Here is a 13,431-nt window from a genome sequence, read left to right as displayed (position 1 = left end):
TTTGGGTTTTGTGTGGGGGTGGTGTGTGTTCTTTTTCCGCGCTCAACTATCCCTCCACTTTGGGGTGGGGGGGGGGGGCCGGCGGGGGGGGGGGGCCCGCGGCGCGGACCCCCACCCCGCTCCGCTTCGCGGATCGACCCTCCCCACAACGGGGGAGGGTAATCACTCCGCCGTGCCTTCCTCATACTCGGCCGACATGGTCAGCCACTTTTCCTCGTGGCCGGCAAGCTGCTGTGCCAGTTGCGATCGCTCCTTGGCGAGCCGGGTCGCCGTCGACGGATCCTTTTCGTAGACGGCCGGATTGGCGAGTTCGTCCTCGATCAGGTCGATGCGCTTGCGGATGCGGTCCATCAGCGCTTCGGTGGCGCGGATTTCCTTTGCCAGCGGCTCGAAGGCGGCGCGGCGCGCCGCGGCATCGCGGCGGCGATCGGCCTTGGATGCCTTCTCGGCCTCGCGCTTGCCGCGTCGGTCGCCGGACACGCCGGTGACCAGCGTCTTGTAGTCCTCAAGGTCGCCGTCATACGGGTTGACCGCCCCGTCCTTGACCAGCCACAGCCGGTCGGCGGTCGCTTCCAGCAGATGGCGGTCATGCGAGATGAGGATGACGGCGCCGGGAAACTCGTTCAGCGCATGGATCAGGGACTCGCGGCTGTCGATGTCCAAATGGTTGGTCGGTTCGTCGAGGATGAACAAGTTTGGCCCCTCAAAGGCCGACAGGCCCATCAGCAGGCGCGCCTTCTCGCCGCCGGACAGGTCCTTGGCGGCGGTGTTCATCTTCTCGGTGGTGAGACCGAACTGGGCGACGCGGCCACGTACCTTGGATTCCGGCGCCTCCGGCATCAGCCGGCGGACATGCTCGTAGGCGTTTTCATCAGGCCTGAGATCGTCGAGCTGATGCTGCGCGAAGATCGCCACCTTCAGGCCCGGCGCCACCGTCATGGTGCCGGTTTCCTGCTTCAGCCGGCCCGAGAGAAGCTTGGCGAAGGTCGACTTGCCGTTGCCGTTGGCGCCGAGCAGCGCGATGCGATCGTCGGCATCGATGCGCAACGTCATCTTCTTCAGGATCGGCTGGCCCTCGGTGTAGCCGACATTGACGTTGTTCAAGGCAATGATCGGCGACGCCACCGTTTTCACCGGTTCGGGGAAAGAGAACGGCCGCACCGTGTCGTTCACGATCGCGGCAATCGGCTTCATCTTCTCCAGCGCCTTGATGCGCGACTGCGCCTGTCTCGCCTTCGAAGCCTTGGCGCGGAAGCGTTCGACGAAGGACTCCATGTGTTTGCGCGCGGCTTCCTGCTTGACGCGGCCCTTCTCCTGCAATTCCTTCTGCTCGGTGTACTGGCGCTCGAACTGGTCGTAGCCGCCGCGCCAGAAGGTCAGCTTCTTCTGGTCGAGATGAACGATGGAATTGACGGCGCGGTTGAGCAGGTCGCGATCGTGCGAGATCAGAAGCACCGTGTGCGGATATTTCGACACGTAGTTTTCCAACCAAAGCGTGCCTTCGAGATCGAGATAGTTGGTCGGCTCGTCGAGCAGCAGAAGGTCGGGCTCGGCAAACAGCACCGCGGCGAGCGCCACACGCATGCGCCAGCCGCCGGAGAAGGACGAGGCCGGGCGGCGCTGCGCGGCGTCGTCGAAGCCAAGGCCAGCGAGGATGGTGGCCGCGCGAGATTCCGCCGAATGCGCATCGATATCCGCCAGCCGCATATGGATGTCGGCAATGCGGTGCGCGTCGGTGGCGGTCTTTTCCTCCTCGAGCAATGCGGTGCGCTCGAGGTCGGCCTTGAGCACGATTTCGATCAGCGGCTCCTCGGTTCCGGGCGCTTCCTGCGCCACCTGGCCGATGCGGGTGTTCTTGGGCAGGCTTATCGAGCCGGTCTCGGAGGGAAAGTCGCCGGTGATGGCCTTGAACAGCGTCGTCTTGCCGGTGCCGTTGCGGCCGACGAGGCCGGCCTTGGTGCCGGCCGGCAAGGTCAGCGAGGCATGATCGAGAAGCAAGCGTCCGGCCATGCGGAGCGAAAGATCGTTGATGATAAGCATGCCGGGGCTTTTGCACGGGAGGGCGGCGCTTCGCAAGGGCCTGGGCGCTGGCGGGGGCATAAGGCATGAAGACGGCGCGCCCAAAGCGCGCCGTCCATCACTGCTAACTGCAGACTGACTTTAAGAGGCTGCCTGGTTCAGGCTTTGGGTTTGCGCTTCGTCACCTTGGCCGCGGCAGCCGGAACGGCCGGCTTGCGGCCGAGGCCCGAAGACTTGGCCAGTGCCGAACGGGTCGCGGAGTAGTTCGGCGCCACCATCGGATAGTCCGACGGCAAGCCCCATTTGCCACGATATTCCTCCGGGCTGAGACCATGGTCGGTCATCAAGTGGCGCTTCAGCGACTTGAATTTCTTGCCATCTTCCAGACAGACGATGTGGTCGGGAAACACCGACCGCTTCGGATTGACAGCGGGGTTCAGCGCGGGGCTTTCCACGGCGGCAATGCTGCCCAGCTTGCGCACCGATGCGCTGACGCTGGCGATCAGATCCGGCAGGCCAGACGCAGGGAGAGGATTGTTGCCGACATAGGCCGAGACGATGTCAGCAGTCAGTTCAATAGCGGTCTTGCTGTCGATGGTGTGCAATTCTGTTTCTCCCGCCGGTCATGAAGTTGCCGGCTTTTTTTAAGACTTCTCTTGATGTATCGACCTAGCTGCACCCCCCAACGGATCGCTAAAGTCTCAATAAACGATCAAGAATCGGAACAGGAGGATGTTTCCACAACAGGTTGCAACGTTGCAAATTAGAAAATCTAATACTTGGAAACGGCCGACTTCGCGCCAGCAGATTTCAACTGCACGGACGCCGCAGGTTTAGAGTCGGCCAGTATGTCCAGAATGCGCTTCCAGCGGGCGCACCGGCCGAAATCTTTTTGCTCTATCGCTTTTTCGGCCTTCATGGCGGCGTAGAGCGGCGCCTCGGCGCCGAACTCCTTGAGCAGCCAGAATGCTTCCTGTCTGGCGAGGCGTTCATCGTCGTCAAGCATGTTCAGCCTCCGAGCGTTCTATGCCCACCGCAATACAGCTGCCGATGACGAGGACCGCACCGGCTATCGCGGTCAGCGTCAGCCTTTCGCCCGAAAGTGTCAGCAGCAGCGTCGACGCGATCGGCGTCAGATAGGCGATGACCGCAACCTTGCCGCCGCCTTCAAGCTTCAAGGCGCGCGACCAGAAATAATATCCCAGCCCCATCGGACCGGCGCCGAGATAGAGGCCAAGCAGGAGGTGCTCGCTGGATGGCCAGGCTGCGCCGTCGTGAATACACCATAGCAAGGTCAGGCCGACGCCGACCAATGCCGAAGGCAAAAGCAAACGCTCCGACGGTGTGGCCAGGCGGGCGACCGCAATCGAATAGAAGGCCATGCACAGCGCCGAGCCGAAGGCAGCGAGATAGCCGACGATGCTGCCTTGGAGAAAAGGCTGGCCGCGACCACCCGAGATCACCAGCGCCACGCCGACAAAGCCGAGCACGGCAGTCAAACCCAGAAGCACGGGGCGTTGCCGCTTGCCCAGCACGATGACCGCCGCCGCGACCATCAGCGGCCAGGTGTAGGCGACGAGATTGGCCTCGATCACCGGCATGGAGGCAAAGGCGATGTATTGCAGCACCATGGTGCCGACCAGGCCAATAAAGCCGACCGCGACCGGCGCCAGGGTGCCGTCAGCACCCTTGGCAAAGGCTGCGTCTTGCGTGTCCCCCTTCCGGCTCGCCAGATGGATGACGGCGAACACCAGAGCCGCTCCACAAAACTGCAGCAACTGCACGAGCGACACCGGATGGCTGGCCAGCAGGGATTTGCCGACCAGCGCGTTGGTCGACCACAGGGCGACCGCGCCGGCGGCGAAGACCAGGGCCGATGGCGAACCCGATCCATCCCGGAATCGGTGCGACGGTGCCTTGTCCTGATCGCCGACCATGATGTTACCGACGGCCAAACCGGCGTCCACTTCTATGCTCTGGCTACCATGATTCCCTTGATCCGCCCGGGACCGGCGCATCGGTCGCCGCCGCAACCGGACGTTCTTCCTCGAAGCGCCGATAGGCCGGCAGCTGGTTCGTCCAGACGTCTTCGGCCAGTTCGTTGACCCATTCGCGATCGTGATCATTGTCGGCTGCGAGATAGAACATGCGATTGTCGTCGACGTAGGGCTTGGCCACAGAGCGCTGGTTGAGGACCAGCGTGACGCGCGAGCCGAGCTGGATCGGCGCGGTGCGGTGCAGCACACCGAGAAACTGGCCGAGTGTGGCGTAGTTCATCTTGTGGTCGATGCGCATGACCTGGTTGCGCGGAATCTCGCGGCCGGATTCAAGGATGGCGCGGCCGGTCTCGGAATCGTCGCAGTAGATTTCGAGATGGCCGCCGACCAGCGGATTGCTGATCGACAGCGGAATGAGTTCGGTGACCGGGACACCGTCGCAATGCCAATCGACGGCGCCGTCCTTGGGATTCATGAAAGTGACGGTCGAGCCGACGATCGACAGCGGATAGGGCTCGAGCTTGGTGCCCATCATGTCGGACAGACGTTCCAGGCGCAGCTTGTCATGCAGCAGTTCCTTGATCTCCGGGATGAAGCGGTCGGCGCCGGTGATGAAGGTCAGGTCGAGGTGCTTGTGCACGGCGTGGCTGGCCTTGAGCTTCAACGCCGCCTCTTCGATCGCCGCCAGCAGCGCCGGGTCGTAGCCATGCAGATACTGCGCAACGCCGAAACCCGACACTTTCCAGGCCGTCTCATGACCGATAATGGCTTCTCGGCTCATCGCGTAGCGCAGTTCAGGTATGGTATGGGCGTTCATTCTACTTCTCCAGGATGGGGGCATCACTTGGTAAACTGTCGATTAATTTCCCCACCCCTGTAAAATTAGGAATGCTGGTGCTAGTGTAAGCCCAGCTTAAGGTCGAAACGCGTGCGTCTGCTCAGTCAGGTCAACCTCAATTCGCTGAAGATTGTCGAAAGTGCCGCCCGGCACCGTAACTTCACGCGCGCCGGCGAAGAGCAGTTTATTACTGCTTCCGCCGTCAGCCAGCGCGTCAAAAGCCTCGAGGACCAGCTGCGCTTCAAGATCTTCCAGCGCGGTGGCAATGCGGTGTCGCTGACACCCGAAGGCGAGACCTATGTGTCGCGCGTTCGCGAGGCGCTGGAGCGCATCGTGGCGGCCAGCATGGAGGCGACCGGACAGTCGCAGGCGCATGTGCTGAAGATTTCGGTGCTGCCGACGTTCGCGGCGCGCTGGCTGTTTGCCCGCCTGCCGCTGTTCCAGCGGCAATATCCCGAAATCGAGATGCGCGTCTCGACCTCCTACGCCACCAATGAGTTCGCCACCTCCGAGTTCGACCTTGAGATCCGCTATGGCGACGGCAGCTTTCCCGACCTCAAAGCGGACCTGCTGTTCAAGGAGGATTTGACGCCGGTGTGCAGCAGGAAGCTGTTCCACGAAGTTCTCGGCGACAGGCCGCCGTCACAGGTGACGCCCGACGACCTCAGGCATTTCACGCTGCTGCATTCCGACACCTGCACGCAGAACTGGCAGTCGTGGCTGGGTTTTGCCGGCGCGAGTTCCGTGCTGGGCGAGACCAAGAGCATCTATTTCGATTCCTGCATGATGTCCTATGAGGCGGCCAATGCCGGCATGGGCTTTGCAGTCGCCAACCGCGCCTATATGGCGAGCGAGATCCGCGCAGAGCGGCTGGTGGCGCCGTTTGCCGTGCATCACCCCAACACCGCCGGCTGGTATTTCGTCTGCCCGGTCACCGCGCCCTACACGCGCAAGGTGGAACTGTTCAAACAGTGGATCATGGCCGAGGCGGCCCTGACGCAGTGCCAGCTGGACGCCGGGATTGCCGGCGGCCCGGTGCTGCGCAAGGCCATTGCCTGAGGTCGGATTCTTTCCGCGGCCTTGCGGGATTTGTGGTCTTTTCTGCTGGTTTTGCGCAGACGGCACGAGCAGAACCGGCACGAAAACTGCCACCTCATGACGCAGGCGAGAGACTCAGGTATCTTCGGTTGTTGCGGCGGACCTGATATCCGCCTGGCCGGCGCTATCAGCTCACCTCCCAAGCGGCGCCGGCCTTCTTCTCCTGAAAGCCATTTCTCGTCTCCCGCCGGAAAACGATCATTGCGCCGGCTGATCGCCGCTGGCCGCCGGCTTTGGCGCCGAATCCGTCTGCGGAGTTTGATCGAGCACCGGGGCTTTGGTTGGCTGGATGTCGCCGTCGCACGCGGCGAGCGCCAAGCTGGCGGCCAACAGAATCAGAAGCCTTTTCATGGAGACCTCCTAGGTCTGCCCTCTCCTTCGTAAGGCAACGAGGTGGTTCGGCTTTGGTTGCACGCTCGCAAACGACACCGCGTCGGCTGGAACCAAACGGCGGCTCTGAGGTTGGTTGCCCAAAGGAGATCGCGCCATGATCCGTCTGCTCATTACCGGCCTTTTCGCTTACGCGACCTATCGCATCGCCAAGGAGATCATCAAGGACGTGCCCGACAATTTCGATCCGTTGCCGGTGCCTGGCGACGAACGCGCCACCTTGCGGCGCCAGTCGGCGGCGACGGGTGTCGCGCCACGGCGATAAGGGCGACTTCGGCCCGTTGCGAACAAAGCGGAAACGATGCTTGATAGGCGATGACCATCGCCATTAATGATTCGTCCTTGCAGCCCGCCTATCTGGCGAAGCTCAACGCCGAGCAGCGGCTCGCCGTCGAACATGGCGACGGCCAGGTCGCCGGGCCGCTGCTGGTGATCGCCGGCGCCGGCTCCGGCAAGACCAACACGCTCGCCCACCGGGTTGCGCATCTGATCGTCAAGGGGGCTGATCCCAGACGCATTCTGCTTATGACATTCTCGCGCCGCGCCGCCACCGAAATGGCCAGGCGGGTCGAACGCATCGCCGGCGAGGTCCTGGGCCGAGACGCGTCCGTCATCGCCGACGCGCTGGCCTGGGCCGGTACGTTTCACGGCATCGGCGCCAGGCTGCTGCGCGACTATGCGCTGACGATCGGCCTCGACCCGGCCTTTACCATTCACGACCGCGAGGATTCCGCCGACCTGATGAATCTTGCCCGGCATGAACTTGGATTCTCGAAGACCGAAAGCCGTTTTCCGACCAAGGGCACCTGCCTGGCGATCTATTCGCGCGCCGTCAACGCGCAGGCGCCGCTTGGCGAGGTGCTGGGTTCGGCCTTTCCGTGGTGCTCGGGGTGGGCAGAACAGCTGAAAGAGCTGTTCGCCCGATATGTCGAGGCCAAGCAGGCGCAGAACGTGCTCGATTACGACGACCTCCTGCTCTACTGGGCGCAGATGGCCGCCGAGCCGGAGATCGCGGCGCATCTGGGCTCGCGCTTCGACCATGTGCTGGTCGACGAATACCAGGACACCAACCGGCTGCAGGCCTCGATCCTTTCGGCGCTGAAGCCGGACGGCGCCGGACTGACAGTGGTGGGCGACGACGCGCAGTCGATCTATTCGTTTCGCGCCGCGGAAGTGCGCAACATCCTCGATTTCCCGCAACAATTCGCGCGAGCCGCCGATGTCATCATGCTGGAGCGCAACTACCGCTCGACCGAGACCATTTTGGCGGCAGCCAATGCGGTCATCTCGGAGGCATCGGAGCGCTTCACCAAGAACCTCTGGTCGGAGCGCAAATCCTCCCAAAGGCCGAAACTGGTCAGCGTGCGCGACGAGGCGGAGCAGGCGAACTATGTCTGCCAGGCCATCCTTGCCGAGCGCGAGGCCGGCACGGTGCTGAAATCGCAGGCGGTGCTGTTTCGCGCCTCGCACCACAGCGGCCTGCTGGAGATCGAACTGACGCGCCGCAACATCCCCTTCGTCAAGTTCGGCGGGCTGAAATTCCTCGACGCCGCCCATGTCAAGGACGTGCTTTCGGTGCTGCGTTTTGCCGAGAACCCGCGCGACCGCGTCGCCGGCTTCCGCGTGCTGCAGCTGCTGCCCGGCATCGGCCCTTCGGCGGCGAGCACCATCGTCGAGACCATGGCGACATCGCTCGACGAGGAAATGGGGCTGGCCCGCTACCGGCCGCCGCAACGCGCGGCTGAGGACTGGCCAGCCTTCGTTGCGCTTTATTCCGGCCTGCGCGCGCGGTCGGGGAAATGGCCGGCCGATCTCGAACAGGTCAGGCTGTGGTACGAGCCGCATCTCGAGCGCATCCACGATGATGCAACGACGCGGCGGGCCGACCTCATGCAGCTCGAGCAGATCGGTTCCGGCTATGCTTCGCGCGAGCGCTTCCTGACCGAGCTGACGCTGGATCCACCGGATGCGACCAGCGACCAGGCCGGGCCGCCGCACCGCGACGAGGACTATCTGATCCTGTCGACCATCCATTCGGCCAAGGGCCAGGAATGGAAGAACGTCTTCGTGCTCAACACCGTCGATGGCTGCATCCCGGCCGATCTCGGCGTTGGCACCAAGGAAGACATCGAGGAGGAGCGCCGGCTGCTTTACGTCGCGATGACGCGGGCCAAGGACGGCCTGCATCTGGTGACGCCGCAGCGCTTCTTCACTCACGGCCAGGCAGCGCGCGGCGACCGCCACGTCTATGCCTCGCGAACCCGTTTCATCCCGGCCTCGATCCTCGGCGCCTTCGAGCAGACGTCGTGGGCGAGCGTCCACGCCAAGGACGATCCGCGCCACAGACCTGAAGTCCGCGTCGACCTCGGCGCCCGCATGCGCGGCATGTGGAAATAGCCGCAACCGCGAATGCCGGCAGGGAGCGACCTCAAGAGCAAATCGTCCTGTCATGGCATCTCTCAGGGAACCTCGGGCCGCCAGCCGCGTTTTCTGGCGTCCAACCCGCGATCGGAGGGCGGCGGCCGCCGCCCTTCCGCCCATCCAGAGAGGCCAGAATGCACGACGCGATGTTCTTCACCCCGGTTGCCGTTAGCGTTGGCGCCGGCCACAAACGCATGCTCGCCTCGCTGTTCGAGATGCATGATTTCCTGACCGAATTTCCGCCGTCACGCCGGCGCCTGAGCTATGGCGCGGCCGTGAGGGCTTGCGAGGCGGCGCGCGCCGGAGAAATCTCGACCGAGGCCGCACGCGATGCCCTGATCACCTTTGCAGTCACGGCAGGCATCCTCTGGCCCGCGGTCCAGCCGGCCGTCTCGGTCAAGCCGGTCGCACACGGTTATGGCGGCTACGCCGTCTGAGACGGCCGGGACCAGGCCTGCCCAGCAAAAAAGATCACTCGGACTTGCCGGCAGACGTCGAACGACAAACACGTCTTGGTGATCCCACCAAGCGTCCACTTCATCTTGGAGTAACTCGGCATTGGAAGCGTCTTGAGATAGTTTGATCACGAACCCAAGATCCATGGCCACCATGCCGTATTCCTCAACCGCGATGTCGGCCTGTTCACTGTTCAATGCAAACCGAAAGCCAAATTCACTCGGTGGCGTCTCCATTGAAGAAAAGGCATGGATCGCGAGCCGTGAGTTGTGAAAATCGGAATGCCACCAGGCCGCACAAAGCTGAACAGACGAACCAGCCATCGCGACCAGTTGTTATCGGCATGTGGAAAAGAATGAAAGCGCAAAGACTGCATCATAGAGCCGGCCAAAAACTGCCTCCTCCGGTATCGATCGCGACTGAATGGCTTTAACCTTAAATTCGTTCGCCAGGAAAGAAATCGCTTGTGGTGATCGGAACTGACGAGATCGATGTCTTCATCCTTTACAAGGTGCCGCGTCACGCATCCATACCCTGAGGCGAACTGGAGGAGTAAAAAAGCCCCCCGGCCTAGATGCCGTGTTAAATCCTTTGAGTTTTATTGCATATTTTTTTCCCATCTGAAATATCAACTGACGCTTGAGACGTCAGACACAAATCCATTATGGTTGACCGGGAAATTGAATATATCATCACTTGAATTGATGGAACAATCCGACGCCACTCTACGAATTATTTCTTCTCTAAGTAAATGCCCGTTAAACAAGTTTAGGCCGACTTCTGGATTCCTGACTCATCCGATCTATGAGCACTGGATAACGGTACAAGCCGCCGAGGCGGGTACCACGCGCGATAGCGAGCGACGCTGCAGCCACCGTTTCGCCATCGCGTTGATCACACCTCGAAGCAGAAATGGACGGCCAACCCGCAAGCAGCGGCGGACGCAGCAAGCGAGGACTAGGTACATCTGAAGGCATCATATCGATGCGGTAGGCCAACGGATCGCAGCGCCAACCAGCAGACCGAGACACTTGCGTTAAGGAACGAGGCCTGCTGCAGTCGACACCATGGAAGCTGACGGCGCCGTTGCGTATTCCAGGTCGCATTGCCGCGATCCGTTTGGAAAGCGCCTGCGCCCGACCGGAGCCTCGCCTGGCCCCCGCATTTCAATGCAACGTCGGGTCGCCGGCGAGCAGGCTGCGCGGCCCGGTCGTTTCGAAACTGACCTGATCGCGGCCGTTGGACTTGGCCTTGTAGAGGTGCCGGTCGGCCGTCAGGAACATGTCGGCATAGGTGGTGGGTCCGCTGAAGGCGACGCCACCGATGCTCACCGAGAGCGGACAGGGCCGTCCATCCGGGGCAAACTCGACCTCGCGGATGCGCCGCCGGATCCCCTCGGCAACCAGCCAGGACTGCGATGGGTCGGCGCCAGGCAGGAAGATGGCGAACTCCTCGCCGCCGATGCGCCCGACGATGTCGGCGCCGCGCAGCTGGGCCTTGATCGTCTGCGCGATCAGCTTGAGCGCCTGATCGCCGCAATCGTGGCCCAATCGATCGTTGATGGTCTTGAAATGATCGGCGTCGACGATCAGCAGGGCGCCGGCATCGACGACGGCCTGGCTGCGCGCCTGTTCGAGATAGGCCTCGACCAGCATTGAAAACGCGCCGCGGTTGAACACCGCGGTCAGGCTGTCAGTTGCCGCGACAATGCTCAGATTCTTCTGGGCGATCGCCAGCTGGCGCATCTTGTACATCAGGAAAGAGAAGAACGATCCACCCAGCACAAGCGGCAGTAGCAGGTCGGTGAGCTGCGCCCAGCGCAATGCTTCGGGCGACAGCGACGGAAAATTGTAGGAATCGACAAGGAAGGCCGCCGCGATACAGATCGCCGTGCCGACAACCGTGACTGCTATGACCCTGCCCCAGCTGGTGGGCGACAGATCGACCCGCATGCCATTTCTCCCACTGTGTTCGCCATTTTGCAGCGGGAACACAAATGAAACCCTAAAATCTTACCTGCAATTCGAATGTGGTAACCAGAACAATTCCAGCAAAAGTGTGAGCGGCTTTCCGGGAAGAGCGCGTTGGGCGCTTTCCCTTCGGAATTGCCAAGACAAAGGGATAGCGCGTTTCACCGTTTCCGTTAAACGATAAAACGCTCCGGCAATCGAAAGGCGCGATCGGTTGCCTTGTGAGTGGCGACAAAAAGCCCGCCACTTGCGCGGCGGGCTTTCCGACTGGCCGGAGGCTTCTCGTCAGCGCATGTCCCTCGGGAAGTCTGGGCCATGCGGTAGGAGAGTGCCGTAAAGCCTCACGGCTGGTTCGACACTCCCGGCGAAACCTGTCTCAGCGACGCGAGATCATAAGGCATAGCTGCCGCAGATCGCTGTCGTAGGTGCCCTCGCTGGCGAGCACATCGACGCAGCGCTTCTTCATACGTGTCAGCTGGCTGTTCGACATGCTGGCGACGACACCGGGTGTCCCAGGGATGCCTGGTGTTCCAGGAGTTCCTGGCGTGCCGGGGGTACCGGGCGTACCGGGCGTGCCCGGCGTTCCGCCAATGCCGACGCCGACCCCGACGTTGATGCCGCTGCCGACGTTGACGCCGACACCGGCCTTGATACCTCCGCTGCCGCCGACCGTGGCCCCAACACCGGCCTTGATGCCACCGGCTCCGCCGACCGTCGCGCCAGCGCCGGCGTTGATGCCGCTGCTACCGCCGACTGAGGCGCCGAGGCCTGCAGTAACGCCGCTATTGCCGCCGACCGATGCGCCGGCACCGGCCTTGACCCCGCCGCTGCCGCCGATCGAAGCGCCAACACCGGCATTGATGCCGCCAGCACCGCCGATAGATGCGCCGACACCGACGCCAATTCCGCCTCCTGCATTCGCGGGAGCGGCAAAAATGACGATAATTGCACCCGCCGCCAGTGTTCTAGCGATTTTCTGAGTGATATTAACCATGACACTCTCCTCGTTGCCGTTCTGCTTTGTGCACTGCAACATGCCAGCAAATCAAAGCAGACATATGCTTATGCACTCACAGCTACGCACGAGTCTTCCTTATAGTTTCTTTATTTTTTCCAAGAATAAGGATTGTAGTTCCCAAGGTGTGCACTGGTCTTCTAAAAAAAAGTATGTTTTTGCTTCAATATTTAAACTTTGTTTAATTCTCTAAACAGAAATTCCACCGGAGTTGGAGCGGGTTGTGGCTGCGGCGGCCTGGAGCCGAAGGCCCACAAAAGGCGGGCCACCGACAGTCCAGCCACCTGGCCCCGTCAGCGGGCAGCGTTGTGCCGACATGGTCCTCAAAACCCGGCTGGGATCCGGAGCTGGCGCCGGGCATGCACGGCCGGCGCAAATGCACCGGTTAACGCTCCCGTTCATTCAAACGGAAGCGCGGTCAGGAGATCAGGCGTAGGCGCGGCCTTCGTCGGTGCGCTGGAAAAAGGCCAGATCGAGCGACACGGAAGGCCGCCCGAGAATGGTCAGGATGGTATGCGCCTGGCCGCGGTGATGGGTCTGGTGGTTGAAGACGTGTCCCAGCGCAGGCGCCAGCCGCTGCGAGACGGTGCGCATGTCGGAAACGGTCATGTAGGAGAAGCGGCCGGACAAAGCCTTTTCGGTCAAACCGCCGACCCAGTCGACAATCCGCCTGTCCTCGGCCTCACGCGCCAGCTTCAAGCCAGGCAACGCGCGATGCAGGATGGCGTCGAGTTTTGCCGGCGCGTCGCCCTCGCCGGTGAAGCGTTTCATCCAGATGCGGTCGGTGGCCAGCAGATGGTTGAGCGTGCCCATCATCGAGCCGAAAAATGCGCCGACATCGCGGTTGAACTCTTCTTCGTCAAGTGCGGCGACGGCATCGTAGATGCGGCCATTGGCCCATTGATTGTAGGCCGCGAACATCATGAAATGCTGTTTCATCTTTTTCCCGCCGACGAGTTCCGCTTCAGCCGCAGGCGCCTAATTAGACCGCGAGGACGCAGCCGCCAATGACCATTCTGTTCTATGAACTCGCCGGACACGACGCGACCCGTCCGCTCAACCGGCATTGCTGGAAGGAGGCGGCGGCGGCAGCTTAGGGAATAGGCAGTAGGCAATAGGGTCTGAGCGCTGTACTGCCTACTGCCTACTGCCTACTGCCTACTGCCTACTGCCTACTGCCTACTGCCTACTGCCACTGCCTATTCCCCACACAAGTCTCCTGATCGC

The 13,431-nt window shown here is 62.0% G+C and carries 13 protein-coding genes; 4 read left to right on the top strand and 9 right to left on the bottom strand.

All coding sequences use genetic code 11. The features are described from left to right. Positions 1-162 precede the first annotated feature (162 nt). The 5 genes from NKH38_RS25465 to NKH38_RS25445 form a co-directional block, all read right to left on the bottom strand. Positions 163-2,040: an ABC-F family ATP-binding cassette domain-containing protein gene (locus tag NKH38_RS25465; RefSeq protein WP_023689073.1), complete on the bottom strand. Its 1,878-nt coding sequence runs from the start codon at positions 2,038-2,040 to the stop codon at positions 163-165. A gap of 137 nt (positions 2,041-2,177) precedes the next feature. Continuing rightward, positions 2,178-2,624, bottom strand: a complete 447-nt coding sequence (locus NKH38_RS25460) for a Ros/MucR family transcriptional regulator (protein ID WP_023670270.1) — start codon at positions 2,622-2,624, stop codon at positions 2,178-2,180. 167 nt (positions 2,625-2,791) lie between these two features. Continuing rightward, positions 2,792-3,025: a hypothetical protein gene (locus NKH38_RS25455; RefSeq protein WP_023684750.1), complete on the bottom strand. Its 234-nt coding sequence runs from the start codon at positions 3,023-3,025 to the stop codon at positions 2,792-2,794. Next, positions 3,018-3,986: a DMT family transporter gene (locus NKH38_RS25450; protein ID WP_352763807.1), complete on the bottom strand. Its 969-nt coding sequence runs from the start codon at positions 3,984-3,986 to the stop codon at positions 3,018-3,020. The genes NKH38_RS25455 and NKH38_RS25450 overlap by 8 nt, the downstream gene beginning before the upstream one ends. 13 nt (positions 3,987-3,999) lie before the next feature. Continuing rightward, entirely contained in the window at positions 4,000-4,833 is an 834-nt protein-coding gene (locus tag NKH38_RS25445) for a hypothetical protein (RefSeq protein ID WP_023684748.1), read from the bottom strand. A 111-nt stretch (positions 4,834-4,944) separates the two neighbouring features. On the opposite strand from NKH38_RS25445, the gene NKH38_RS25440 reads away from it, so the two are divergent. Next, complete coding sequence (locus NKH38_RS25440; protein ID WP_023731109.1) at positions 4,945-5,913, top strand: LysR substrate-binding domain-containing protein; 969 nt, start codon at positions 4,945-4,947, stop codon at positions 5,911-5,913. A 237-nt stretch (positions 5,914-6,150) separates the two neighbouring features. Here NKH38_RS25440 and NKH38_RS25435 read toward each other — a convergent pair whose 3' ends face one another. After that, positions 6,151-6,303 carry a hypothetical protein gene (locus tag NKH38_RS25435; RefSeq protein ID WP_023693936.1) on the bottom strand — a complete coding sequence of 51 codons (153 nt, stop codon included), beginning with the start codon at positions 6,301-6,303 and terminating at the stop codon, positions 6,151-6,153. 136 nt (positions 6,304-6,439) lie between these two features. On the opposite strand from NKH38_RS25435, the gene NKH38_RS25430 reads away from it, so the two are divergent. The 3 genes from NKH38_RS25430 (at position 6,440) to NKH38_RS25420 (ending at position 9,200) form a co-directional block, all read left to right on the top strand. Next, complete coding sequence (locus tag NKH38_RS25430) at positions 6,440-6,607, top strand: hypothetical protein (RefSeq protein WP_023670264.1); 168 nt, start codon at positions 6,440-6,442, stop codon at positions 6,605-6,607. Between the two features lie 50 nt (positions 6,608-6,657). After that, positions 6,658-8,739, top strand: coding sequence for an ATP-dependent helicase (locus NKH38_RS25425; protein ID WP_023731110.1), 2,082 nt, complete (start codon positions 6,658-6,660; stop codon positions 8,737-8,739). Between the two features lie 158 nt (positions 8,740-8,897). Then, the gene (locus tag NKH38_RS25420; protein ID WP_023670262.1) at positions 8,898-9,200 is read left to right on the top strand and encodes a DUF982 domain-containing protein; all 303 of its coding nucleotides are present in this window, start codon (positions 8,898-8,900) and stop codon (positions 9,198-9,200) included. Positions 9,201-10,385: 1,185 nt separating this feature from the next. Here the strand turns inward: NKH38_RS25420 and NKH38_RS25415 are convergent. The 3 genes from NKH38_RS25415 to NKH38_RS25405 form a co-directional block, all read right to left on the bottom strand. Then, positions 10,386-11,171 (bottom strand): GGDEF domain-containing protein, encoded by a 786-nt coding sequence (locus tag NKH38_RS25415; RefSeq protein ID WP_023731111.1) that lies wholly within the window; start codon positions 11,169-11,171, stop codon positions 10,386-10,388. A 394-nt stretch (positions 11,172-11,565) separates the two neighbouring features. Beyond that, the gene (locus tag NKH38_RS25410) at positions 11,566-12,183 is read right to left on the bottom strand and encodes a hypothetical protein (protein WP_352763815.1); all 618 of its coding nucleotides are present in this window, start codon (positions 12,181-12,183) and stop codon (positions 11,566-11,568) included. 447 nt (positions 12,184-12,630) lie between these two features. Next, on the bottom strand, positions 12,631-13,143 hold the full coding sequence (locus NKH38_RS25405) for a DinB family protein (protein ID WP_352763819.1): 513 nt from the start codon (positions 13,141-13,143) through the stop codon (positions 12,631-12,633). Between the last annotated feature and the right edge of the window lie 288 nt (positions 13,144-13,431).

Source organism: Mesorhizobium sp. M1078 (assembly GCF_040318615.1).
Taxonomy (GTDB): Bacteria; Pseudomonadota; Alphaproteobacteria; order Rhizobiales; family Rhizobiaceae; genus Mesorhizobium.
Note: the sequence above shows the minus strand (reverse complement) of the source record. Positions and strands in the feature narration are given on the sequence as shown.